Origin of the sequence: Nonomuraea sp. 3N208, assembly GCF_052245935.1 — a bacterium.
GTDB lineage: Bacteria > Actinomycetota > Actinomycetes > Streptosporangiales > Streptosporangiaceae > Nonomuraea.
Genome location: NZ_JBQQBR010000037.1, coordinates 108,308 through 130,631, shown reverse-complemented (window position 1 = coordinate 130,631; position 22,324 = coordinate 108,308). Strand labels below are relative to the sequence as shown.

The window sequence follows — 22,324 nt, the reverse complement described above, 5'->3', positions numbered from 1 at the left end:
AACTTCGAGAGGCTCCTGGATACGCGAAAAAGAGACGCGACGGGGACCAGCGGGTACGGCGGAGGCGTTGCGCGAGGCTGCCAACAGATGTCCTTCCGAGGGCTCGCGGCGGACTGACTACACGCACGCCAGACAACCTCGCAACGTGAGCAAGCATCGCGGGTCGTCAAAGGGCAGCGCAAAGGGGCAGTGTAGCCGAACGGCACACGCCTGTCCACTTTGCTCTCGCTGCATGCTTCACGTTGGTCGCAGCATCGCCCGTTCAGGCGGAAACGTCAAGCCCGTGAGCCCGACTTTTGGCCGACTCGGGGCCAGGACGCTGGGTTTTCTCCCCTGTGTGACCGATCGCCTACCGCACAGGCCCAAGACGATACCCGCGAACGGGGGCGGTTAACGCTCCGTCACACCAGGGGTCGAACCCATGCCGACAACCGGTGTAGCTGTGACTGAGTTACCCCTGTCATATGCATCGCTAAACCAGATTTTTAGTAACAATTGAAGGAAGCGGCACGCCCGTCGAGCCTGGAGCCCGGGCATCATGCGGTACCCAGCAAGGTCGACAGGCCGGCGACCAACCAGCGCGAGTCTTGCCGCACCATGACGAACCTGGCCCGGCTCCGGAAGAACTCGCGCTGGAGCCTGGATTCACCGACGATCTCCTTGACCGTAGCAGTGTTCACGAAGAGCAGAACCTCGACGCGGTCCGGCTCCGCCCGCTCCACCCCGGCTCCCGCCACCGTGATGGTCTGCACGATCTTCTGCGCCTTGGCCTTGGCGACCAGGCTCGCGGTCAACTCCTTGAAGTGCTTGGCCAGCTCGCCCGTGGTGTGCGCGCCGGCCCGCACCAGGTCCTCCTCTACGCTCCGATAGTCGTACGAGAGCAGGTCGGGCGCGACCTTCTTGGCCGCGGCAACAGCCTGCGCGCCCGCCGCGTCGGCGTCGCGGAGATCGCGCAGGTTGAACCACATCGTCGGCACCAGTACACCGGCCACGACCACGAGCACACCCAGCAGCACGATCACGAACGTCTTCACAGCACCTGCACCGCCTTCGACACCAGCCAGGAGCCGCCGACCTTGTCCAGGTCCATCGACCACCGGTAGTACCGCGCCTCCGGCGCGTTCTTGGAGCCGTCCCAGCGGATCTCCACGTCGGCCACGACCAGCGCCTTGGCCTTCGCTCCTGCCAGCGAGACGAGTCCCGTGGCGCGGAGCACGCCCTGCTGGACGACCTTGCTTCCCACCGTGGTGGATTTGAGCTTGTCCGCGGTGGCGACGTATTCGGCCCTGGCCGCCCCCGTGGAGGTGTCGAGGATGCGCTGCAGGTCTGCCTCGACGGTCCGGTAGTCCAGCGAGACCAGGTTCTTGGCGTGAGCGCCCGCCGCCAGCAGCGCGGCCTCCTTGTCGCCTGCCCTGCCCTGCTCGTCACGCGCCTGCACGGCGATCCACACGCCCGCGCCGGCGAGCACCGCCAGCATCCCGCTGAGCACCGCGATCAGGATGCGGGCGAGCCGAACGTCGAGCCCTGCCACGTCTGCCTCACCCCTTCCCGCGCGCCGCCCGCCGGATCATAACGCGGCGATCACGCCTGGAGCCCCTGAACCAACCGAGGAGGTAAGGGATGGGCGAAAGGGTTGCCAGACCCTGCAAATGCCTCCATACGGCCCTCAGAGGCCCGCAGAGCGTCCCTTCGGGGCGCGGCTTAGCAGCAAGGAGCCTTACTTGACGCCATGCAGGTAGGCGTTGACCAGGCGCGGGTATTCCTCCAGCCAGTTGCGGCCGCGCTCGTCCACGAACGAGCCCTGCGGCGGGATCACACCGTTGGCCGCCAGCCAGGTGCCGGGCGGCTGCTGTGCGCGGCGGATCCGGTTGCCGGTCGGCATGAGCTGCGGCGGGATCGGCGGCAGCGCGCCGGGATCGTGCCCCATCTGGGCCTCGGCCTCCAGCTCGGAGATGTCCTTCTCCTCCGACATGCCGATGGGGCCGTGCCTCCTGGCGTTGAGGAACTGCCGCACCACCGGCTCGTCGCTGGACAACAACATCTCGCGCGGGCCGAACATCACCAGTTCCCGCCGGAAGAGCAGCCCGATGCTGTCGGGCACCGTACGGGCGGTGTTGATGTCGTGTGTCACGATCAGGAACGTCGCTTCGACCTCGGCGTTGAGATCGACGATGAGCTGGTTGAGGTACGCCGTGCGCACCGGGTCGAGGCCGGAGTCCGGCTCGTCGAACAGGATGATCTCCGGATCCAGGACCAGCGCCCTGGCCAGCCCCGCCCGCTTGCGCATGCCGCCCGAGATCTCACCCGGCAGCTTGCGCTCCGCGCCGAGCAGGCCGACCAGCTCCATCTTCTCCATCACGATCTGGCGGATCTGGGACTCGGTCTTCTTGGTGTGTTCGCGCAGCGGGAAGGCGATGTTGTCGTAGAGGTTGAGCGAGCCGAACAGCGCGCCGTCCTGGAACAGCACTCCGAAGAGCCTGCGCAGCTCGTACAGCTTGCTCTCGGTGCAGTTGGCGAGGTCGTAGCCGTCGATCCAGATGTGGCCGCGGTCCGGCCGCAGCAGCCCGACCAGTGTCTTGAGGAAGACCGACTTGCCGGTGCCCGACGGGCCGAGCAGGACCGAGATCTCGCCCGCGGGCAGCGTGAGCGAGACGTCCTCCCAGATGACCTGGCGCCCGAACGACTTGGTGAGCCCGTCTACGATGACTTCGACGCCCACTGGCCACCTTCCCGTGCTCGGGGATGATGCCATCACCGTAACGACGCCCGGCCGGATGATGACCGGGATCGATAACTTGTTACGAGGCAGTTATGAGACTGCTGGTCCAGTAAGCGCTTGCAGGCTCGGGCGCAGCACCCGCGCGATCTCCTCCTGGGACACTTCGCGTAGTTCGTCCAGCTCCAGCAGCTGGTGGCCGACCGTCACGCCGAGCATGATCATCGTCATCAGCGCGGCCCGCAGGCGGGCGTCCTCGCCGGGGATGGAGTCCGCCAGCCGGTCGATCTGCCTGCCCAGCACTTCCCGTGCCGCCACGGCGGCCTCGGGGTGGGTGAGCATGGAGCGCATCATCGCCAGCGAGCCCTGCGGCAGCTCGCCGATCTTCATGGTGAGCGTGCCGAGCAGGTATTCGACCAGCTCGTTCGTATCCAGGTCGGCGCCGGGGGCCGGAGACACGCGCACGGCCTGGCGGAAGAGCTCCTGCTTGCTGCCGAAGTACTGCATGACCAGGGCGGGATCGATCTCGGCCGCCCTGGCGACGGCCCGGATCGTGGTGCGCTCGAATCCCAGCTCCGCGAAAAGGGTCCTGGCCGCGTCGAGGATCCTGCCCTCGGTCCTGCGTCGCCGCTCCGCCCGCGGAAGCACTCTCTCGCTCACGCGACGACTCTACATGCGTTGACCGATCGCACCCCTTCACTCTACGCTCGTTGAGTCAACACCCGTTGAGCAAATGAGGAGCCACCCATGTCCATGGAAGAGATCGTCACGGCATTCCACGACGCGATGCTGCACAAGTCGGCGGACGAGCTGGCCGACCTGTATGCGGAGGACGGGCTGCACGAGTTCCCGTTCGGCGGGCTGCCGCCCTACAACGGCAGGGAGGAGATCCGGGTGGGCTACCGCGCGTCATGGGGCGCGACGCCCGCCGAGGTCAAGGAGGTACGCAGGCTCGCGCTGCACCGCACAGAGGACCCCGAGGTCGTGGTCGTGGAGCAGAGCACGTACGTCATGGCCGGGGACCGGTCGATCACGGTCCCCGGCCTCCTGGTCCTGCGGATCAGGAACGGTGAGATCCTCCACACGAGGGACTACATGGACACCAGCGCCATCGCCCAGGTCCGCGGCTAACCCACGTTTCCCGCACATGCTGCGTCGTCGCACGTCAGCCGCCCTGGGCCTGGCACGGTCCCATTTGGGACCTCCGCCGACTTCGGCGCCCTTCCCTCAAGGAGCCTTCGCCGAAGTGCGCAGGGCGGTGAAGGGACGCAGGCCAGTCGCGGAAAACGGGGCTAGGCGTTCTGGGTGAGGTCGAAGACGGTGGCGCCGCCGACGGTGGTGGCGGTGAAGGTCTCCTGGACCCACGCCGCGATCTTGGCCGCCTCGTCGCTGCCGCCCGTGCTACGCCCGCCGAAGCCGCCCATTCCGGTGCCCAGGAAGTAGTGGATCTTCTTCTCGGCCACGTACTGCTTGAACTGCTCCAGCGTCGGCGCGGGATCGGTGCCGTTGAACCCGCCTACCGCCATCACCGGCCGGCCACTGGCGAGCTGATAGCCGGCCGCGTTGTTGGACCCGACGGTGGCCGCCGCCCATGTGTAGCCGGAGGCGCCGTCCTTCAGCAGCGCGGTCAGCTCGGCGGCCGGAGTGCCGGCGTTGAGCAGCCCGCCCATGCCGCCGCCACCCATCCTGCCGCGCCCGGCGCCGTCGCCGCCGGCGGCCTGTGGGCGGAACACCTGACCTCCGCCGCCGGGCCGCTGAAACCCGCCGCGGTTCCCTCCACCGGGCGGGCCGCCGAATCCGCCGCCGGTGGAGGGGCCGGCCGTCGGGATGGCCCCGGTATGCGGCGACGCGGCGGTGTCCACCGCGTACGCCGCCGGCCCCACCAGGCACGCCACCAAGGCGACCGCGACCACGGCCAGGACGCGGCGGGTCAGCAACATCGCCAGCGCCGCCCCCAGGCCCGCCACCAGCACGGCGACCCCCAGCCACGCGTTCCAGTCGGCGCTCCGCGACAGCAGCACGTACGCCCACACGGCCGTCCCCGCCGTGATCATGGCGAGCAGGCTGCGCGCCCCCCGTTCCCAGAGCACGGCGACTCCCATGCCGACCAGCGCCGCGATGGCCGGCGCCAGCGCCACGGTGTAGTACGCGTGGAAGATTCCCTGCATCAGGCTGAAGACCAACGCCGTCACGATCAGCCAGCTCCCCCACACCCAGATGGAGGCGCGGACCGGATCGACCCGTGGCGCCCGCCGGGTCAGCCAGGTGACGGCGACCAGCGACACCAGGGCCGCGGGGAGCAGCCAGGAGATCTGCCCGCCCGCCTCGGTATCGAACATCCGCAGCCATCCGGCCTGCTGGTTGAGGTTCCCCAGCCCGCCGTAGTCGGCTCCGTTGAGCCGGCCGATGCCGTTGTAGCCGAGCGCCAGCTCCAGCACGCTGTTGGTCTGTGAGCCGCCAATGTACGGCCGCTCCGATGCGGGCACCAGCGCCACCGCCAGCAGCCACCACCCGGCGGCGGCCACCATCGCGGCCCCGGCCAGCAGCAACTGCCAGATCCGGCGCCAGAGCGCCACAGGCGCGGTCAGCAGGTAGACCAGCGCGAACCCCGGCAGCACGAGGAACGCCTGCAACATCTTCGCCAGGAACGCGAACCCGATCGCCGCCCCCGCCAGCACCAGCCACCGGGTCGCGCCCCGCTCCTGGGCCCGCACCACGCAGTAGCCCGCGACGGTCAGCAGCAGCACCAGCAGCGCGTCGGGGTTGTTGAACCGGAACATCAGCACGGCCACCGGCGTGACCGCCATGACCGCCCCGGCCAGCAGCGCCGCCCATGGGCTGAACAGCCGGCGCACGGAGGCGTACACCGTGGCCACGGCGCCGACGCCCATCAGCGCCTGCGGCACGAGCATGGCCCACGAGTTCAGCCCGAACAGCCGCACGCTGAGCGCCATGGGCCACAGCGAGGCAGGCGTCTTGTCGACGGTGATCGCGTTCGCGGCGTCAGAGGCCCCGAAGAAGAACGCCGTCCAGCTCTGGCTGCCGGCCTGCACGGCTGCCGAGTAATACGAATTGGCCCATCCCGAGGCCCCCAGGCCCCAGATGTAGAGCACGCCGGTGCCCACGAGGAGGGCGGCCAGCGCCCAACGAGACTTAGCTTCGGTAACCACATCAGGCACGCTAGGCAAGCCGGTTGGCGAGGCGATGAGACCAGGATGAGAATCTCCTGAGCCGGGCCCGGACGGCACCGCTCAGGAAATGCGAAAAGGGGCGGAGACATCCGGCACCAGGATGTCTCGCGCCCCTTCTCAGAAGAGACAGGACCGTCTTACTTCACGGTCACGCTGGCGCCGGCGCCCTCGAGGGCAGCCTTGGCCTTCTCCGCCTGCTCCTTGTTGACCTTGCCGTCGAAGACGTTCTTCGGAGCGCCGTCCACCAGGTCCTTGGCCTCCTTGAGGCCCAGGGACGTCAGGGCGCGGATCTCCTTGATGACCTGGATCTTCTTGTCGCCGGCGCCCTCGAGGATGACGTCGAACTCGTCCTGCTCCTCGGCCTCGGCGGCCTCGGCCGGAGCAGCGCCCGGGGCGGCGGCAACCGCGACGGGGGCAGCGGCCTTGACGTCGAAGACATCTTCGAACTGCTTCACGAACTCGGACAGCTCAAGGAGGGTCATCTCCTTGAACGCGTCGAGCAGCTCGTCGGTGCTGAGCTTCGCCATGATGATTTCCTTACGTTTAGGACTTGCTGAAAACTAGGAACGGGACCGCGGTAGGTGCGGCAATCCCCGGTGTTACTCGCCCGCCTCTTCGCGCTTCGCGCGCAGGGCGTCGGCCAGCTGAGCCAGTTGCGTGGGCAGCGCGGCGAACATCGCGGCAGCGGCGCTCTGCTTCGCCTTGAGCGCACCGGCAAGCTTCGCGAGGAGGACCTCGCGGGACTCGAGGTCGGCGAGCTTGGTGATCTCAGTGGCGTCGAGCGTCTTGCCCTCGAGTACGCCGCCCTTGATCACCAGAAGGGGATTGGCCTTGGCGAAGTCACGCAGACCCTTGGCCGCCTCCACGACGTCGCCCTTGACGAAGGCGACGGCGGTCGGGCCCACCAGCAGGTCGTCAAGACCCGTCACGCCGGCCTGGTTGGCGGCGATCTTGGTCAGGGTGTTCTTCGCCACGGCGAACTTCGCATTCTCACCGAGAGAGGTGCGCAGCTCCTTGAGCTGAGCGACGGTGAGACCGCGGTACTCGGTCAGAACGGCGGCAGCGCTACCTTCGAACTCATCCTTGAGCTCGGCAACGGCTGTCGCCTTATCCGGCCTCGCCATGGGCCTCCTTCCAGATGTGCCGCCGGCGAAGGCCCCCGAACATGAGAACAGCCCCGGGCGCAGGGCGCACACGGGGCTCGCACACACGGATCAGACCATGTGGGAAACTCGCATCACACCTGCGCGGGTCGTCCACATGACGTGGATCCTTCGGCCGTCAGGCTTGAGCACCTGACGACAACCGGCGGTCTTCGGCAACGACCAGACTACGTCCTGGTCGCCGAGTTTCCAAATCGTTCTCAGTTGGTCGTGCCCTTGGGCAGCTCTCCGATCTGGTCGGCGGGCGGGGTCTCGATGGTCACGGGCTTGTTGAAGTCCTTGAAGAACAGCGTGGCGTCGAGCGTGGCGCCTTCCTTCTGCCCGTTCAACGCGAGCTTGCGCGGCAGCCCGTCGGCGGCCACCCAGATGTCGAACTTGACGTCCTTGAGCTCGGCGAGGCCCGTACGGGCCTGCTGCTGCTCGTCGGCGGGCAGCAGCTGCACGGCCGCGTCGACCGGGAAGGTGCCGCTGTAGTGGGTGGTGTCCTCGCCGTTGACGCTCTCGTTGCCAGCCGACTTCACGTCCTGTGAGGCCGTGACGAGCTTGGTCACGTTGGCCAGGTCGAACTGCTGGATCTGGGTCAGGTACTGGTTGACCGCGCCGGAGTCGCCCATCTCGGCGAGCGGGACCTTGATCCACGGCTTGGTCGCGCCGACCAGGTCCTTGAGCGCTTCGACCTTGACGTAGACGGCGTCGCCCTGCAGCACGGCTCGTACGCCGCCCGGCAGGCTCTGACCGCCCATGTCGACGGTGTCCAGGGTCAGGTCCACGGCCAGGGGCTGCTTCTGGTAGAGCATGCGTCCCTGCACCCGGCCGTCACCCTGCTGGGGGTGCGTGGCGTTCACCACGGCCTCGACGGTGTAGCTGGTGACCTCAGCCGTCTTCTGCGCGGCCTGCGCCAGCACTTCCGAGGCCGCCAGATTGACCTGGATGGGCTGGGCAGTAGTGCCACAACCGGCAACCGCGGCCACGACGAGCGCGGCTCCGGCCGCGGCGAGACTTAGCGTGCGCTTCATGTCTTGACCCTACGTTTGCATCCCACGGCCGTAGTGCCTTCCCCACACAATTAAGGGAAAACCCAGGGTTATCCCCCACAAGGCCTTCACACCATCTTCACAATCCACCATACGGACGCTCCGGCCCGGCCCACCGGCCGCCCCGCTCCACGGTCTTCGCTCTTCGGCGCTCAAGCGGGCCACGGGTGCCACGGAGCCCCGCCCACCGTGCGTCGTAGCGGCGCCCAGCCGCTGAAGGGCTCAGAAACCGTCTCCCTGGAGGGTCCTGAGCCGAAGTACGGGGATTGGGGCAGGGCGGCTTGCCGTACACGAAGGAAGACCGGGGCAGCGACCGCGCAGGAAAAAAGAAGAACCCCCGCCCGAAAGGGGGCGGGGGTTCATCAAAGAGCAGAGATCAGCTCTCCAGCTCCGCGGTGATGCCGCGGGTGATGTTGGGGTCGACCGGGACACCCGGGCCCATCGTCGTGGAGAAGGTGACCTTCTTCAGGTAACGGCCCTTGGCCGCCGACGGCTTGAGACGCAGCACCTCGTCCAGGGCGGCAGCGTAGTTCTCCAGGAGCTGGCGCTCGCCGAAGGACGTCTTGCCGATGATGAAGTGCAGGTTGGCCTGCCGGTCGGTACGGAACTCGATCTTGCCACCCTTGATCTCCGTCACGGCCTTGGCGACGTCGGGCGTCACGGTGCCGGTCTTCGGGTTGGGCATGAGACCACGCGGACCGAGCACGCGGCCCAGGCGGCCGACCTTGCCCATCAGATCCGGCGTGGCCACGACGGCGTCGAACTCGTTGAGCCTGTTGCCCTTGGAGATCTCGTCGATCAGCTCGTCGGCGCCGATGATGTCGGCGCCCGCCTCGCGGGCCGCCTCGGCACGGTCACCGGTCGCGAAGACCAGGACCCGGGCGGTCTTACCGGTGCCGTGCGGGAGGTTGACCGTGCCGCGCACGATCTGGTCGGCCTTGCGAGGGTCGACGCCCAGCCGCAGCGCGACCTCGACGGTGGCGTCGAACTTGGTGGTCGACGTCTCCTTGGCGAGCTTCGCGGCCTCGACGGGCGAGTAGAGCTTGTCGCGGTCGAACTTGGCCGCCGCGTCTTTGTGCGCCTTGCTGCGCTTCATTCTTAACTCCTAGTGGTGAACGGGCCTGACGGCCCTCCCACGAACGACTGGAAAGGGTGTTACTCGGCGACCGTGATGCCCATCGACCGGGCGGTGCCGGCGATGATCTTCTCGGCGGCCTCGATGTCGTTGGCGTTGAGGTCGGGCATCTTCGTCTCGGCGATGCTGCGCAGCTGCTCGCGGCTGAGCTTGCCGACCTTGTCACGGTGCGGGACCGCGCTGCCCTTGTCGAGGCCGAGGGCCTTCTTGATCAGCTCGGGGGCCGGCGGCGTCTTCGTGATGAAGATGAAGCTGCGGTCCTCGAAAATGGTGATCTCAACGGGGATGATGTTGCCCCGCTGGGCCTCCGTCGCGGCGTTGTACTGCTTGACGAAGTCCATGATGTTGACGCCGTGGGGACCGAGCGCGGTACCCACCGGCGGTGCCGGGGTGGCCTGGCCAGCGGGAAGCTGGACCTTCACCAGAGCGGCGATTTTCTTCTTCGGAGGCATTCGTCCTTCTCCGGGTCCTGATTGGGATGCGTGTCAGGGCCATCCGATTGCGGCCCTGACATGTCGGAAGGCCGCCCTTCGCGAAGACGGCCAGCCGAACGTCTAATTGTAGGCGATCGCCTTAGATCTTCGAGACCTGGTTGAACGACAGCTCGACCGGGGTCTCGCGGCCGAAGATCGAGACGAGCACCTTGAGCTTCTGCGACTCGGGGCTGATCTCGCTCACCGAGGCGGGCAGCGTGGCGAACGGGCCGTCCATGACCGTGACCGACTCGCCGATCTCGAACTCGACCGTCGGACCCGCGGTCGTCTTGGCCGCGGCCTTCTTGGTCTCCTCGCTCGGCTCGGGCGCGAGCAGCTTGGCGACCTCGTCGAGGTTGAGCGGGCTCGGCTTGTTGGACAGGCCCACGAAGCCCGTCACGCCGGGCGTGTTACGCACCGCGGCCCAGGACTCGTCGGTCAGGTCCATGCGCACCAGCACGTAGCCGGGCAGCACGCGCTCCTTGACCGGCACCTTCTTACCGCTCTTGAACTCCTGGACGGTGTGCGTCGGCACCTCGATCTGGAAGATGTAGTCCTCCATGTTGAGCGACACGTTGCGGCTCTCGATGTTGGACTTCACGCGGTTCTCATAGCCGGCGTAGGAGTGGATGACATACCACTCGCCGGGCAGGCCGCGTAGCGACTGCTTGAACTCCTCGACGGGGTCGACGTCGGGAAGGGCCGAAGCGTCCTCGGTGGCGACAGCCTCGACCTCGGCCGCCTCGTCGCTCTCCGCGACCTCGGCCTCTTCGAGAGCCGCCTCGGCGGCTTCCTCAGTGGCCTCTTCCAGCTCGTCGCCCCACTCCTCGCGGGACTCGTCGGCCGGAATAGAAGACTCGGACACGGTGACTCTTCCTCTTTCGTCTATCGATTGAGCTCGTATCGATGGCGACTCCGTCAGGCCGGAACCGGCGGCGTCGGGATCAGGCTCCGCCGAAGACGCGGAGCACCAGCCATCCCAGGGCGGCGTCGAGGCCGTACACGATGCCAACCATGATCAGAACGAATATCAGAACGACCGTCGTATAGGTGATGAGATCCTTGCGTGTCGGCCAGATGACTTTACGAAGTTCGCCGACGACCTGCCGGTAAAAAAGGGCAGGCGAAGTGCGCGTCTTCTTTTCGCCACTGGGCTTGTCAGCGGTCTCGCCGCGCGTGTCGATCGCCACAGTCCTCACCTGAATTCGTCCGTATCCAACGCAGCTTTGCGGCGCGCTTACACGCCTATCATTGCGCGGACCGCACTCGCAGGGCACGAGGGACTCGAACCCCCAACCGCCGGTTTTGGAGACCGGTGCGCTACCAATTGCGCCAGTGCCCTATGTCATCAACCAGAGTACCCTGATCGACTCACTGCCTGGACCGAACCGCTCGGCGACATGCGGCGGAACGACCAGGCGAAAGCATACGGGGGAATGCCCGGAACGTCGAACCCGATCCTGATCGCCCAGGTCACGCGCTCGTGGGACGATGGACCCATGTCCACCCGACCTCGCATCTCCGCAAGAATTTCCGCGATTTCCGAGTCAGCCACCCTCGCCGTGGACGCCAAGGCCAAGGCGATGAAGGCGGCCGGACGCCCCGTCATCGGCTTCGGCGCGGGCGAGCCCGACTTCCCGACGCCCGGCTACATCGTCGAGGCGGCGATCGAGGCGGCCCGCCAGCCGCGCTTCCACAAGTACACGCCGGCGGGCGGACTGCCCGAGCTCAAGCAGGCCGTCGCCGCCAAGACCGGGCGCGACTCCGGCTACGCCGTCGAGCCCTCCCAGGTGCTGATCACCAACGGCGGCAAGCAGGCCGTGTACGAGGCGTTCGCGACGCTGCTTGACCCGGGCGACGAGGTCCTCGTGGTCGCGCCCTACTGGACGACCTATCCCGAGGCGATCAAGCTGGCCGGGGGCGTGCAGGTCGACGTCGTGACCGACGAGACCACCGGCTACCTGGCGGGCGTCGAGCAGTTGGAGGCCGCGCGCACCGAGCGTACGAAGGTCGTGTTGTTCGTCTCGCCGTCCAACCCGACGGGCGCGGTTCACTCGCGTGAGCAGACGATCGCGATCGGCCGCTGGGCGGCCGAGCACGGCCTGTGGGTCGTCACCGACGAGATCTACGAGCACCTCGTGTACGGCGACGCCGAGTTCACCAGCATCGCCACGGCCGTCCCCGAGCTGGCCGACCGGGTGGTGATCCTCAACGGCGTGGCCAAGACGTACGCGATGACCGGCTGGCGCGTGGGCTGGCTGATCGGGCCTGCCGACGTGGTCAAGGCCGCCACGAACCTGCAGTCGCACGCCACTTCCAACGTCTCCAACGTGGCGCAGATGGCGGCGCTGGCCGCGGTCTCCGGCGACCTGTCGGCGGTGGCCGAGATGCGCACGGCGTTCGACCGGCGCCGCCTGACGATGGTGCGGATGCTCAACGAGATCCCCGGCGTGTTCTGCCCCGAGCCGAAGGGGGCGTTCTACGCGTACCCGTCGGTCAAGGAGCTGATCGGCAAGGAGCTGCGGGGCAGGCGGCCGCAGTCCTCGAGCGAGCTGGCCGAGCTGATCCTGGAGGAGGCCGAGGTGGCGGTGGTGCCCGGCGAGGCGTTCGGCACCCCAGGCTACTTCAGGCTGTCGTACGCACTGGGCGACGACGACCTGGTGGAGGGCGTCAGCCGCCTCGGCAAGCTATTGGCCGAGGCCCACTGAGACGCCTGCGGCGATCGGCCTGATCTGGGTGGCGAGGCCGGGTGTCGCACCGATGTAGACCGCGGTGCCCGGCCGCTCCAGCCACATGAAGTTACGCATGCCGCTCTTGGTGGTCCAGCGCAGCGCCGGCCGGCCCTGGTACGCCGTCAGCGTCGACCTGGCGACCAGCGTGGCGAACTGCTCGGCGGTACGCACGCCACACACCACGCCGACGTACAGGTGCTCGTCGTTCCTGCGCCAGATCCGCCCCTCGACGTCCAGCCGGCGGGCGAGCGAGGGCAGCTGGGCGAAGGAGCCCGCACGCTTCAGCTTCGCGGGCATGGTCGGCAGACGTACCTCGGTGTCGTCGCAGGACAGCGAGAGGGTCTTGTGCCTTGCCGGTTCCGGCGACGGCGGCGCGGCCGTGCCGGTGGGCGCGGGTTCGGGCATGCCGTCACCGCCGCCGCAGCCGGTGAGCGTAAGAACGAGGAGCACTGCCGCCAGACGCCGCATCAACCCCCCATGACGTGTGTGGATACCCGGAAGAGAGGGACTGGGAAGGGGACCTAGTCTCCTACAGGAGCCTTCACGGAGGCGGCAACTGCGAGGAGTTCCCTGCTCAGGGATTCGCTGACCCTGATCCACGCGCCCGTGCCCGTGCGTTCGAGCCAGACGATCACGCGGCCACCGTCCGGGTGCCTCCCGACCGCGGCGGGCCTGCCGCGTACGGTCGTGTCACGGGCGTCGAGCACGGTGATACGCGAGCGGTAGCTCTGCCAGTCCGCCGCCACGATACCGTGCTCCACCTGCGCTTCGACGAATCTGTCCGCGGTGCCGAACCTGGCCCAGCCGCCCTCGACGCCCGGTGTGGGCTCGATCACCCCGCCTCCGCTGCGGTCGAGCCCCGCGGGAAGGTAGGTGAGCCAGAAGTCGTCGGAGATCACCGCAAGAGTGGTGGCCCGCGGGTCCGAGACCCGGCTGGGCTCGCCGGCCACGGCCGCGCTCGGCCCTTTCGTCGACGAGGCAGGCGCAGTCCCGGCTGAAGCGGGACGGACGGCGTCCGCCGCATTCCCGTCAACGCGTGTTTCCGGAGTGGCCACGGCCAGAGGCGGGGGCGCCTCCTCGAGGGGACGGGCGATACGCCCGAATCCCGATGAGAACAACGCGTAGATGATGAGACCCGTCACCGCGAACGCCACGACCGTCGCCGCCGCGCGCCATCCCCGTCCGCCGTTGCGCCCCTCAGGGATCATGCATCGTTGATCCCCAATTTCGCCCCATCCTTACCGCGGACTTTACTCTTCCTCCTGAATGCCTTTCGCGATCTTCTTCAGCTCCGCGACGTGCGAACCCACCCCGAGGTTGAGTGGCAAGATAAACAAATGCCACGGCCCCTAGACGCGCTGCCCAAGGCCCATCTCCACCTGCACTTCACTGGCTCGATGCGGCACACCACGCTGATCGAGCTGGCCAGGGAGCAAGGGCTGCACCTGCCCGACGCGCTGGAGGAGGACTGGCCGCCGAAGTTGCGGGCCACTGACGAGCGCGGCTGGTTCAGGTTCCAGCGGCTGTACGACATCGCCCGATCCGTGCTGAGCCGCCCCGACCACGTCTACAGGCTCCTGCGTGAGACGGCCGAGGACGAGGCGGCGGCCGGGTCGCGCTGGCTGGAGATCCAGGTCGACCCGTCGGGATACGCCCAGCGGTTCGGCGGCCTGACCGCCACGCTGGAGCTGGTGCTCGACGCCGTGCGGCAGGCGGCCGAGCACGCCGGGATCGGGATCGCGGTCGTCGTGGCGGCGAACAGGACCAGGCATCGGCTCGACGCGAACACGCTGGCCAGGCTGGCCACGCAATACGTCGGCAAGGGCGTGGTCGGGTTCGGGCTGTCCAACGACGAGCGCCGGGGCGAGGCCAGGGACTTCGAGCGGGCGTTCAGGATCGCCAAGCGCGGCGGGCTGCTGGCCGTGCCCCACGGTGGCGAGCTGATGGGGGCGCGCAGCGTGGCGCAGTGCGTGGACGACCTGGGGGCGGACCGGGTCGGGCACGGGGTGCGGGCGGCCGAGGACGAGTGGCTGATGCACCGGCTGGCCGACCGGCAGGTCTGTTGCGAGATCTGCCCGACCTCGAACGTGGGGCTGGGGGTTTCCGAGCGGGCCGCCGACGTCCCGCTGCGGCGGCTGTTCGACGCGGGGGTGCCGATCGCGCTGGGGGCCGACGACCCGCTGCTGTTCGGTGCGCGGCTGCTGCGGCAGTACGAGCTGGCCAGGGAGGTCTACGGCTTCAGCGACGCCGAGATCGCCGAGCTGGCGAGGCAGTCCGTACGCTCGTCCTCGGCTCCGGAGTCCGTACGCAAAGAGCTCCTCAAGGGTGTGGACGACTGGCTCACCGGCTCATTGGAGTGACTCGGCGATCCTGATGGCCTCTTCCTTGGTGCGTACGCCCTCCAGGCGGTAGTTGATCGCGACCTGCCGCCAGATGAGCGTCGCGGCCGCCTGGCGCAGCGGCACCTGCGTGCCGTCCTCGCGGGAGAGGTAGCCGAGCGGGTGCTCGCCCTCGAGCCACCACGCGTCATATAGGCCGACGTCCACGAAATCGGGGTACGGCGGGCCGGCCTTCTTGAAGAAGTAGGGGTCGATACTGCCGTCGAACTGGTCGAGCCGGATGCCGCCCGGCCAGAACATCGACACCACCCTGCCGTTGTCGGCGACCGACGCACTCTGCGGCGGGCCGAGCCTGGATGGGATCTTGACCTCGAACCTGGCCAGGCTCTGCACCTCGGACGGGGACACGGTGCGCTCGCCGCGCAGGGACGCCGTGGCGGTGACCGGCGGGGGCGTGCTCTCGCCGATCTCCAGCTCGACCCCGGCGAACCGCAGGATCCTCGCCACCACCGCCCGGCCCTGGGGGGTGGCGGCCGTGATGGCGATGACGACGACGACCACCGCCGCCACGATCCTCCACCGGGCCCGCCTGCCGCGCCGCGCCGGCCGCCCACCGTCCCGCCGCCCCGGCGGCCGGGATCGCGCCGGCCTGACGGGGGGGCTGTAGGGCCCATGTGCCGGATCGGGCCCTCCCCCAGCCTCGCCGCCGTCGTCACCGGCTACAGGCGTACCACCCTCGGCCTCCTCGCCTCCAGCGGCCGACGCGCCACTGTCGGTGCGCTCGCCCAGGACCGGCGTGGCATCGTCGGCGGGGTCCGTGGATTCGAGGCGGGCGCGGACGGCGGCCGCCACGTCGGCGGGAGGCGGCGCGGGCACGTCGATGAGATCGCCGAGCGCCAGCAGCTCGACCTCCAGCTCGTCGAGAGGCTCGTCGAAAGGCTCACGCGAACTCATTGCCCACCTCCTCCCTCAGCCGGGCCAGCCCGCGGTGGGTGCTGGACTTGACGGTGCCGACCGGCCAGTCGAGCACCTGCGCCGTCTCCGCCTCGCTCAGCTGTAAGAAGTACCGGCAGACGACGGCCTGACGTTCCCGCTCGGGCAGCCCGCGCACGGCCACAAGCAGCCGCGCCCGCCGGTCGGTGGCCACGGCCGCGCCCTCGGGGTCGTCGGGCGCCGCGACCTCGGCGGTCACGCCGAGCCGGAGCGCCAGCTCGGCACGCCGCCCCCGCGACCGGGTCAGGTTGTGCGTCTCGTTGGCCACGATGCGCAGCAGCCATGGCCGGAACGGCGCTTCCCTGCGGAAACTCGCCAAATGCCGGAACGCCTTGACGAAAGCCTCCTGCACCACGTCCTCGGCTTCGTTCCCCGCACCCAGCATGTACGCGGTACGGTGAGCGAGCGCGCTGTAGCGGGCGACCAGCGCCTCATAGGCCGCTAAGTCACCGTCGAGCGAGCGCGCGATCGCCTCGTCGTCGTCCATGGCGAGTCAGATTCCACCGCATGGAGGGGTCCGCGGGGAAGGGTCTTACGCAGATCGCGTGACTCCACCCGCCGATAGGGGCATTAGACTCGGGCAATCCGTGTGCCCCCTAGAAGGAACGGGATTATGTCTTCTGGGTATGACCGTGTAGTACAACCGGCGGCCGGTGACGAGGCCCTGGAGAACCACCTAGGTGGGGACGAGGCCAAGAACTATCGGCAGTACGAGTTCGACATGGTCGCCCCGCATGTCGGCCGCTCGATGCTGGAGATCGGCTCGGGGCTCGGCCACTTCGCCGAGCAGTTCCTGCCGCGCCTCGACCGGCTGGTCGTGAGCGACTTCGACCCCTACTGCGTCGAGCAGTTGAAGAAGCGCTTCGAGGGCCGCGACGAGATCGACGTCCTGCAGTTCGGGCTGCCGACCGACATCCCGCTCGAGGACAAGGTCGACACCGTCGTCATGATGAACGTGCTGGAGCACATCGAGGACGACGCCGGGGCGCTGCGCTCGCTGGCCCGGGTCACGCTGCCCGGCGGCCGCATCATCATCTGGGTGCCCGGCTACATGCAGCTCTACGGAGACTTCGACCGCAAGGTGGGCCACGTCCAGCGTTACACGCCCAAGACGCTGGCCTCGGCGGTCGCCAAGGCGGGCCTGGACGTCGAGGTGCTCAAGCCGATCAACTTCCTGGGCGGCATCGCCTGGTGGGCGGCAGTGCGCCGGGGCGGCGTGGGCTACCCGGACCCGCGGCTGGTCAAGATCTACGACCGGACGGTGGTCCCGCTGACCCGCCTGATCGAGCGGTTCGTCCGTCCGCCGTTCGGCCAGACGGTGTTCTGCGTGGCCCGGGTGCCGCAGAAGTAGCAGGCCAGGGGGCGCGTCCCCTGGCCGTCACTACTTGATGGAGCCGGCGGTCAGCCCGCCCACCACCTTGCGCTCGATCAGCGCGAACAGGATGATCACCGGGATGGTGGCGATCACGGACCCGGCGAACAGGTTCTGCCAGTCCACCTGGTACTGCCCGATGAACGAGTTGAGCGCCACGGTGAGCGGCTGGTTCTCGGGCGTGGTGGTCAGGGTCAGGGCCACCACGAACTCGTTCCACGCCGCGATGAACGTGAAGATCAGCGCGGTGATCACGCCGGGCATGGCCAGCGGCAACGTGATCCTGAACAACGCGCCGAAGCGCCCGTTCCCGTCGATGAACGCCGCCTCCTCCAGCTCACGCGGGATCGAGGCGAAGTAGGCGTTCAGGATCCACACCGCGAACGCCAGGTTGAACCCGCCGTTGACCAGGATCAGCGACCACACCGTGTCCACCAGCCCGAACTGGAAGAACTCGCGGTAGATACCGACCAGCATGGCCGTGGGCTGGAACATCTGGGTGATCAGTACCAGGACCAGGAACGCCGTGCGCCCTCTGAAGCGGTGCCTGGCCGAGTAGTAAGCCGCCGGCAACGCCACCAGCAGCACGAGGATCGTCGACCCGGCGGCCACCTTGATCGTGACCCAGAGGTTCCCGGCCAGCCCGCTGGTCCAGAAGTTGGTGAGGTTCGACCACACCCACTCATCGGGCCAGAACGTCACATCCCGCAGCGAGTCCTGGGCCCGCAGCGAGGTGAGCAGCATCACCACGTACGGGAACAGGAAAATGAACGCGATGACATACGCGCTGGCCGCGACGATCACGGTCTTGAGCCGGGGCATGCTACGTGCCGCGGCGCGCCGGGGCCGGGCGTGGTGGTGCGGACTGGCCTTCCGCTGGATCGTGTTGACGGCCATCACGCCACCTCCTTGTTCCACCGGGACACCCGAAGGAAGATCACGGTCAGCACGATCACCATGCCGAAGTTGACGACGGACATGGCGGCCGACTCGCCGATGTCGGAGCCCTTGAGGATGAACATGAGGATCGTCGAGGTGGCCGTCGAATAGCCGGGCTGCCCGTGCGTCATCGCCCAAATGATCGGGAAGCTGTTGAAGACGTTCATCACGTTGATGAGCGCCGCCACGGTGAGCGCGGGACGCAGCAGCGGCAGCGTGATCGACCAGTACGTACGGAACCGTCCGGCTCCGTCCATCCTGGCCGCCTCGTAGACGTCGGAGGGAATCGTCGCCAGTCCGGCCAGCAACGCGTAGGTGGTGAACGGCACCGACACGAAGACCGCCACGAAGATCAGCCACGGCATCGCGGTGGACGCGTCACCGAGCTGGTCGGCCGATGCCCCGCCCATGGCGTCGATGAGACCGAGCTTCAACCGGATCTGGTTGATCACGCCGACCTCGGGGTCGAGCATCCACTTGAAGATGATCGCCGTCATCAGCACCGAGGCCGCCCACGGCGCGATCAGCGCCCAGCGTGCGATCTTGCGACCGGGGAAGCGCTGGTTGAACAGCTGGGCCAGGGCCAGCGAGATCAGCACGGTGAGCGCGACGACCGCGACCACCCAGATCACGCTGCGGACCATGATGTCGGCGAAGTCCTTCTCGCCGAACAACTTCTCGTAGTTGGCGAACCCGTTGCCGCCCTGGACCACACCGAACCGGCTGATCTTGAGGAACGACGACCTGATCATCTCGATCACAGGCCAGAGCACGACGACCGCGATGAGCACCACGGCGGGCCCGACCCAGGCGATGGGCTCCAGGGCGCGCATCCTTCTCAATGCAAAGCCTTCCGTGAAAGGGACGGCCCAGCGAGGAGACGCTGGGCCGTCCACCCCGATCAACCGGCCTCGGCGACCTTCTGCAGCTCACCGAGGACCTTGGCCGGGTCCTCCTTGACGGCTCCGCCGATGGTCTGCTTGATCGCCGGGTTCACCTCGGCCCACTTGGGGTCCTGGAACGGGTAGAAGCTGGCGTTCGGCAGCGCGTCCAGGAACGGCTTGAGCTTCTCGTCGCTCGACAGCTTCTGGATGCCGCCGTTGGTGACGGGCAGCAGCTTGTAGGTGTCGGAGATCTTCGTTGCGGCGTTGCCGGTGTAGAAGAAGTCGAAGAACTTCTTGATCTCCGCGGCGTGACCGTTCTTGTTGAACGCCATGATCCAGTCCATGACGCCGAGCGTGGTGTCGAGCGGGCCGGTCTTGCCGGCGATGGGCACGACGCCGTAGTTCTTGAGCCCGGCCGCGTCGAAGATCGGGATCGACATGGGGCCGCCGTTGACCATGCCGACCTTGCCTGCGCCGAAGTCCTCCCAGACCGTCTTGCGGTCCTTGGTGCCCGGGTTCGGGGTGGTCAGGCCGGCGTCGACCAGACCCTTCATGTACGTGAAGGTCTCGACGTTCTGCGGCGAGTTGATCGCCCACTTGCCGGAGGCGTCCTTGTAGCCGCCGCCGTTGCCGAGCATCCACAGGAACGACTCGGCCTGAGCCTCCTCCTGGCCGAGCGGCAGGCCGAACGGCTGCGTCACGCCGGCCGCCTTCAGCTTCTCGGCCGCGGCCTTGAGCTCGTCCCACGTCTTCGGCGGCTCGGCGATGCCGGCCTTGGTGAACAGGTCCTTGTTGTAGAACAGGGCGCGGGCGGAGGAGACGAACGGGATGCCGTACGCGGCCCCGTCGACCTTGCCGAACTCGGCGAACTTCTGCAGCATGTCGCCGGAGACATTCGGGGACAGCACCTCGTCGACCTTGTGGAGCAGCCCGTCCTTGACGAAGCCCGAGTAGTCGCCGGTCTGGAGGATGTCGGGCACCTGGCCGTTCTGGACCATGGTGGCGACCTGCTTGTCGATGTCGTTCCAGTTGATGACCTGGACGTCGACCTTGATGTTGGGGTTCGCGGCCTGAAACTCGTCCACGACGCCCTTCCAGAACGTCTCGCCCGAGTTCGGCTTGCCTGGTCCGTCGCCGTAGTCGGCCGCCACCATCTTGAGCGTGACCTGACCGCCGCCCGATGCCTGGGTTCCGCCGCCGTCGCCGGAGCCGCCGGAGCCGCAGCTGGACAGGACCAGCATCGTGGCAAGGCCGAGAGCGGCGCCGCCCACAAGCTTCATGTTCACTGGAGATACCGCCTTCTCGTCGGACGGGTGACGCTGGTCCGTACCAGCTACCGGACCCCGCCCTGGGGGGATGGGCACGCGCGACGCGCGTTTGCGCCAGAGTAGGCCAGCGTTCAGGAGGCGGTCTATACCGGCTTGTCTCGATTTGAAAACACTCTTACCAGTAAGTGCTCACAACCGGTCTAGACCGGACGTCAGAGGATCTTCCTCCGGACGTTCTCCCCGCCCTCCGGCGCGCCGATCCACGGCCCCTCGATGGACGGGTCGAGTATGCCTTCCTCGACGAAGCCGTAGCGGCCCTCCAGCACATAGCCGGCCAGCCGCGCGTCGTGGGCGTCACTGTTGTCCCAGAGCCGATCGAACAGTCCCTCCACGCGGCGTCGCGCCTGCTGGCAGAAGGTGTCGGCCAGCTCGTACGGCCTGCGCCCCAGGTCCTTGGCGTCCTCCTCGGCCTTGACGCAGGCGGCGGTCATGGCGAACAACTCGGCGCCGATGTCGACGATCCTTCCCAGGAAGGACTGCTTGTGCTCCAGCCTGCCCTGCCAGCGGGACATGCCGTAGAAGGTGGACCTGGCCAGTTTCCTACTGGTCCGCTCCACGAAACGCAGGTGCGCGGCCAGCGGGCCGAAGTCGGCGTACGCGGTGGGCAGGTTGCCGGTGCCGGCGACCAGCGTGGGCAACCACTTGGCGTAGAAGCGGCTGGCCCGCTTGAGCGCCTGAGTACGCTCCTGGCGGGACGCCTCCGGGTTGATCAGCTCGCCGGCGGCCGACAGGTGCGCGTCCACGGCCTCCCTCGTGATCATCAGGCGCATGATCTCGGAAGAGCCCTCGAAGATGCGGTTGATCCGCGAGTCGCGGAGCATCTGCTCGGCGGGCACGCCCCGCTCGCCGCGGGCGGCCAGCGACTCGGCGGTCTCATAGCCACGCCCGCCCCTGATCTGGACCAGTTCGTCGAGCGCCTGGTACGACATCTCCGTCGTGTAGAGCTTGGCCAGCGCGGCCTCGATCCTGATGTCGTTGCGCTTGTCGTCGGCCAGGCGGCTGGTGAGCTCCATGACGGCCTCCAGCGCGTACGCGGTGGCCGCGATGAAGGCGATCTTCGTGGCCACGGCCTCGTGCCGGCCGATCTTGTGCCCCCATTGCACGCGGGCGTTGCCCCACTCGCGGGCGATCTTCAGCGCCCACTTGGCGTTGCCCGCGCACGTGGCGGGGAGCGACAGACGGCCGGTGTTCAGCGTGGTGAGCGCGATCCGCAGCCCGTCGCCCTCGCGTCCGATCAGGTTCTTCGCAGGCACTCTGACCTGGGAGAACTCGGTGACGCCGTTCTCGATCCCGCGCAGCCCCATGAAACAGTTGCGCCGTTTGACCGTGATGCCCGGCGAGTCGGCCTCGACCACGAACGCGCTGATCTTCTTACCGGTCCTGGCCATGACCACGAGCAGGTCGGCGACGACGCCGTTCGTCGTCCACAACTTCACGCCGTCGAGCACGTAGTCGTCGCCGTCGCGGACGGCGGTCGTGGACAGGCGTGCCGGGTCGGAGCCGACGTCCGGCTCCGTCAGCAGAAATGCCGAAATTTCGCCCGCCGCGCACCTTGGCAGGAATTCTCGCTTCTGTTCTTCCGTGCCGAACAACTTCAGCGGCTGTGGCACGCCGATCGACTGGTGCGCCGACAACAACGTCGCCAGTGCCGGGCAGTACGAGCCCACCAGCATGAGGGCCCGGCAGTAGTACAGGTACGGCAGGCCGAGCCCGCCGTACTCCTCCCCGATCGTGATCCCGAACGCGCCGAGCCCTGCCAGCCCTTTGACGACCTCGTCGGGCACCTGCCCGGTCCGCTCGATGAGCGCCGGATCGACGTGCGCGTCGAGGTAGCGGCGCACCGTGCGGACGAACTCCTCGCCGCGTTTGGTCGCCTCGTCGGGCAGCGTGGGCGCCGGATACACCAGATCCAGCCGGAAGTCGCCCAGGAACAGCTGCTTGGCGAAGCTCGGCAGGGTCCATTCCTTCTCGCGGGCCTGTTCGCCGACTGCCCTGGACTCCGCGTACTTGGCGTGCTCGGTCATA

Annotated in this window: 24 protein-coding genes and 1 tRNA gene; 4 read left to right on the top strand and 21 right to left on the bottom strand. The window is 67.9% G+C overall.

Translation table 11 applies throughout. The annotated features are described in order from the left end of the window. Positions 1–536: 536 nt before the first annotated feature. The 4 genes from ACTWPT_RS43305 to ACTWPT_RS43290 all read right to left on the bottom strand — a co-directional run bounded on the left by ACTWPT_RS43305 (position 537) and on the right by ACTWPT_RS43290 (position 3,376). A complete protein-coding gene (locus tag ACTWPT_RS43305; RefSeq protein ID WP_443183364.1) occupies positions 537–1,034 on the bottom strand; it encodes a hypothetical protein in 498 nt (165 codons plus the stop codon). Continuing rightward, complete coding sequence (locus tag ACTWPT_RS43300) at positions 1,031–1,531, bottom strand: hypothetical protein (protein ID WP_443183363.1); 501 nt, start codon at positions 1,529–1,531, stop codon at positions 1,031–1,033. The genes ACTWPT_RS43305 and ACTWPT_RS43300 overlap by 4 nt, the downstream gene beginning before the upstream one ends. A 186-nt stretch (positions 1,532–1,717) precedes the next feature. Beyond that, on the bottom strand, positions 1,718–2,719 hold the full coding sequence (locus ACTWPT_RS43295) for an ABC transporter ATP-binding protein (protein ID WP_443183362.1): 1,002 nt from the start codon (positions 2,717–2,719) through the stop codon (positions 1,718–1,720). 90 nt (positions 2,720–2,809) lie between these two features. Beyond that, positions 2,810–3,376, bottom strand: a complete 567-nt coding sequence (locus tag ACTWPT_RS43290; protein WP_443183361.1) for a TetR/AcrR family transcriptional regulator — start codon at positions 3,374–3,376, stop codon at positions 2,810–2,812. 87 nt (positions 3,377–3,463) lie between these two features. On the opposite strand from ACTWPT_RS43290, the gene ACTWPT_RS43285 reads away from it, so the two are divergent. Continuing rightward, a complete protein-coding gene (locus tag ACTWPT_RS43285; RefSeq protein WP_443183360.1) occupies positions 3,464–3,847 on the top strand; it encodes a nuclear transport factor 2 family protein in 384 nt (127 codons plus the stop codon). Positions 3,848–4,008: 161 nt separating this feature from the next. Here ACTWPT_RS43285 and ACTWPT_RS43280 read toward each other — a convergent pair whose 3' ends face one another. From ACTWPT_RS43280 to ACTWPT_RS43240, 9 genes are all read right to left on the bottom strand, one after another. Next, positions 4,009–5,886, bottom strand: a complete 1,878-nt coding sequence (locus tag ACTWPT_RS43280; protein WP_443183359.1) for an ArnT family glycosyltransferase — start codon at positions 5,884–5,886, stop codon at positions 4,009–4,011. Between the two features lie 158 nt (positions 5,887–6,044). Continuing rightward, entirely contained in the window at positions 6,045–6,434 is a 390-nt protein-coding gene (gene rplL, locus ACTWPT_RS43275; protein WP_443183358.1) for a 50S ribosomal protein L7/L12, read from the bottom strand. A gap of 72 nt (positions 6,435–6,506) precedes the next feature. Beyond that, positions 6,507–7,031, bottom strand: coding sequence for a 50S ribosomal protein L10 (gene rplJ / locus ACTWPT_RS43270; protein WP_443183357.1), 525 nt, complete (start codon positions 7,029–7,031; stop codon positions 6,507–6,509). Positions 7,032–7,270: 239 nt separating this feature from the next. Further along, entirely contained in the window at positions 7,271–8,086 is an 816-nt protein-coding gene (locus ACTWPT_RS43265) for an LppX_LprAFG lipoprotein (RefSeq protein ID WP_443183356.1), read from the bottom strand. A gap of 394 nt (positions 8,087–8,480) precedes the next feature. Beyond that, positions 8,481–9,200, bottom strand: a complete 720-nt coding sequence (rplA, locus tag ACTWPT_RS43260) for a 50S ribosomal protein L1 (RefSeq protein ID WP_443183355.1) — start codon at positions 9,198–9,200, stop codon at positions 8,481–8,483. A gap of 59 nt (positions 9,201–9,259) precedes the next feature. Next, entirely contained in the window at positions 9,260–9,691 is a 432-nt protein-coding gene (gene rplK, locus ACTWPT_RS43255) for a 50S ribosomal protein L11 (RefSeq protein ID WP_443183354.1), read from the bottom strand. 121 nt (positions 9,692–9,812) lie between these two features. Next, positions 9,813–10,577: a transcription termination/antitermination protein NusG gene (gene nusG / locus ACTWPT_RS43250; RefSeq protein ID WP_443183353.1), complete on the bottom strand. Its 765-nt coding sequence runs from the start codon at positions 10,575–10,577 to the stop codon at positions 9,813–9,815. A gap of 79 nt (positions 10,578–10,656) precedes the next feature. Continuing rightward, a complete protein-coding gene (secE, locus tag ACTWPT_RS43245; protein ID WP_164904133.1) occupies positions 10,657–10,902 on the bottom strand; it encodes a preprotein translocase subunit SecE in 246 nt (81 codons plus the stop codon). A gap of 79 nt (positions 10,903–10,981) precedes the next feature. Continuing rightward, positions 10,982–11,054, bottom strand: a tRNA-Trp gene (locus ACTWPT_RS43240). Between the two features lie 157 nt (positions 11,055–11,211). Here ACTWPT_RS43240 and ACTWPT_RS43235 point away from each other — a divergent pair. After that, positions 11,212–12,420, top strand: a complete 1,209-nt coding sequence (locus tag ACTWPT_RS43235; protein WP_443183352.1) for a pyridoxal phosphate-dependent aminotransferase — start codon at positions 11,212–11,214, stop codon at positions 12,418–12,420. Here ACTWPT_RS43235 and ACTWPT_RS43230 read toward each other — a convergent pair. Both ACTWPT_RS43230 and ACTWPT_RS43225 read right to left on the bottom strand, forming a co-directional pair. Further along, positions 12,400–12,912 (bottom strand): hypothetical protein, encoded by a 513-nt coding sequence (locus ACTWPT_RS43230; RefSeq protein WP_443183351.1) that lies wholly within the window; start codon positions 12,910–12,912, stop codon positions 12,400–12,402. The two genes, ACTWPT_RS43235 and ACTWPT_RS43230, sit on opposite strands and share 21 nt — an antisense overlap. Before the next feature lie 53 nt (positions 12,913–12,965). Further along, on the bottom strand, positions 12,966–13,652 hold the full coding sequence (locus tag ACTWPT_RS43225; protein WP_443183350.1) for a hypothetical protein: 687 nt from the start codon (positions 13,650–13,652) through the stop codon (positions 12,966–12,968). A gap of 129 nt (positions 13,653–13,781) precedes the next feature. Between ACTWPT_RS43225 and ACTWPT_RS43220 the strand changes: the two genes are divergently transcribed. Further along, a complete protein-coding gene (locus tag ACTWPT_RS43220; protein ID WP_443183349.1) occupies positions 13,782–14,804 on the top strand; it encodes an adenosine deaminase in 1,023 nt (340 codons plus the stop codon). Here the strand turns inward: ACTWPT_RS43220 and ACTWPT_RS43215 are convergent. Continuing rightward, positions 14,793–15,737 (bottom strand): hypothetical protein, encoded by a 945-nt coding sequence (locus ACTWPT_RS43215; protein WP_443183348.1) that lies wholly within the window; start codon positions 15,735–15,737, stop codon positions 14,793–14,795. The genes ACTWPT_RS43220 and ACTWPT_RS43215 overlap by 12 nt on opposite strands. Further along, entirely contained in the window at positions 15,724–16,263 is a 540-nt protein-coding gene (locus tag ACTWPT_RS43210) for an RNA polymerase sigma factor (protein ID WP_443183347.1), read from the bottom strand. The genes ACTWPT_RS43215 and ACTWPT_RS43210 overlap by 14 nt, the downstream gene beginning before the upstream one ends. Before the next feature lie 126 nt (positions 16,264–16,389). Here ACTWPT_RS43210 and ACTWPT_RS43205 point away from each other — a divergent pair, with 126 nt between their 5' ends. Next, a complete protein-coding gene (locus ACTWPT_RS43205) occupies positions 16,390–17,127 on the top strand; it encodes a class I SAM-dependent methyltransferase (protein WP_305915084.1) in 738 nt (245 codons plus the stop codon). Positions 17,128–17,157: 30 nt separating this feature from the next. Here ACTWPT_RS43205 and ACTWPT_RS43200 read toward each other — a convergent pair whose 3' ends face one another. From ACTWPT_RS43200 to ACTWPT_RS43185, 4 genes are all read right to left on the bottom strand, one after another. Beyond that, positions 17,158–18,045, bottom strand: coding sequence for a carbohydrate ABC transporter permease (locus ACTWPT_RS43200; RefSeq protein ID WP_443183346.1), 888 nt, complete (start codon positions 18,043–18,045; stop codon positions 17,158–17,160). After that, a complete protein-coding gene (locus tag ACTWPT_RS43195) occupies positions 18,045–18,920 on the bottom strand; it encodes a carbohydrate ABC transporter permease (RefSeq protein ID WP_443183345.1) in 876 nt (291 codons plus the stop codon). The genes ACTWPT_RS43200 and ACTWPT_RS43195 overlap by 1 nt, the downstream gene beginning before the upstream one ends. A gap of 68 nt (positions 18,921–18,988) precedes the next feature. Further along, a complete protein-coding gene (locus ACTWPT_RS43190; protein ID WP_443183367.1) occupies positions 18,989–20,251 on the bottom strand; it encodes an extracellular solute-binding protein in 1,263 nt (420 codons plus the stop codon). Between the two features lie 200 nt (positions 20,252–20,451). After that, positions 20,452–22,323, bottom strand: coding sequence for an acyl-CoA dehydrogenase family protein (locus ACTWPT_RS43185; protein WP_443183344.1), 1,872 nt, complete (start codon positions 22,321–22,323; stop codon positions 20,452–20,454). Position 22,324 lies beyond the last annotated feature (1 nt).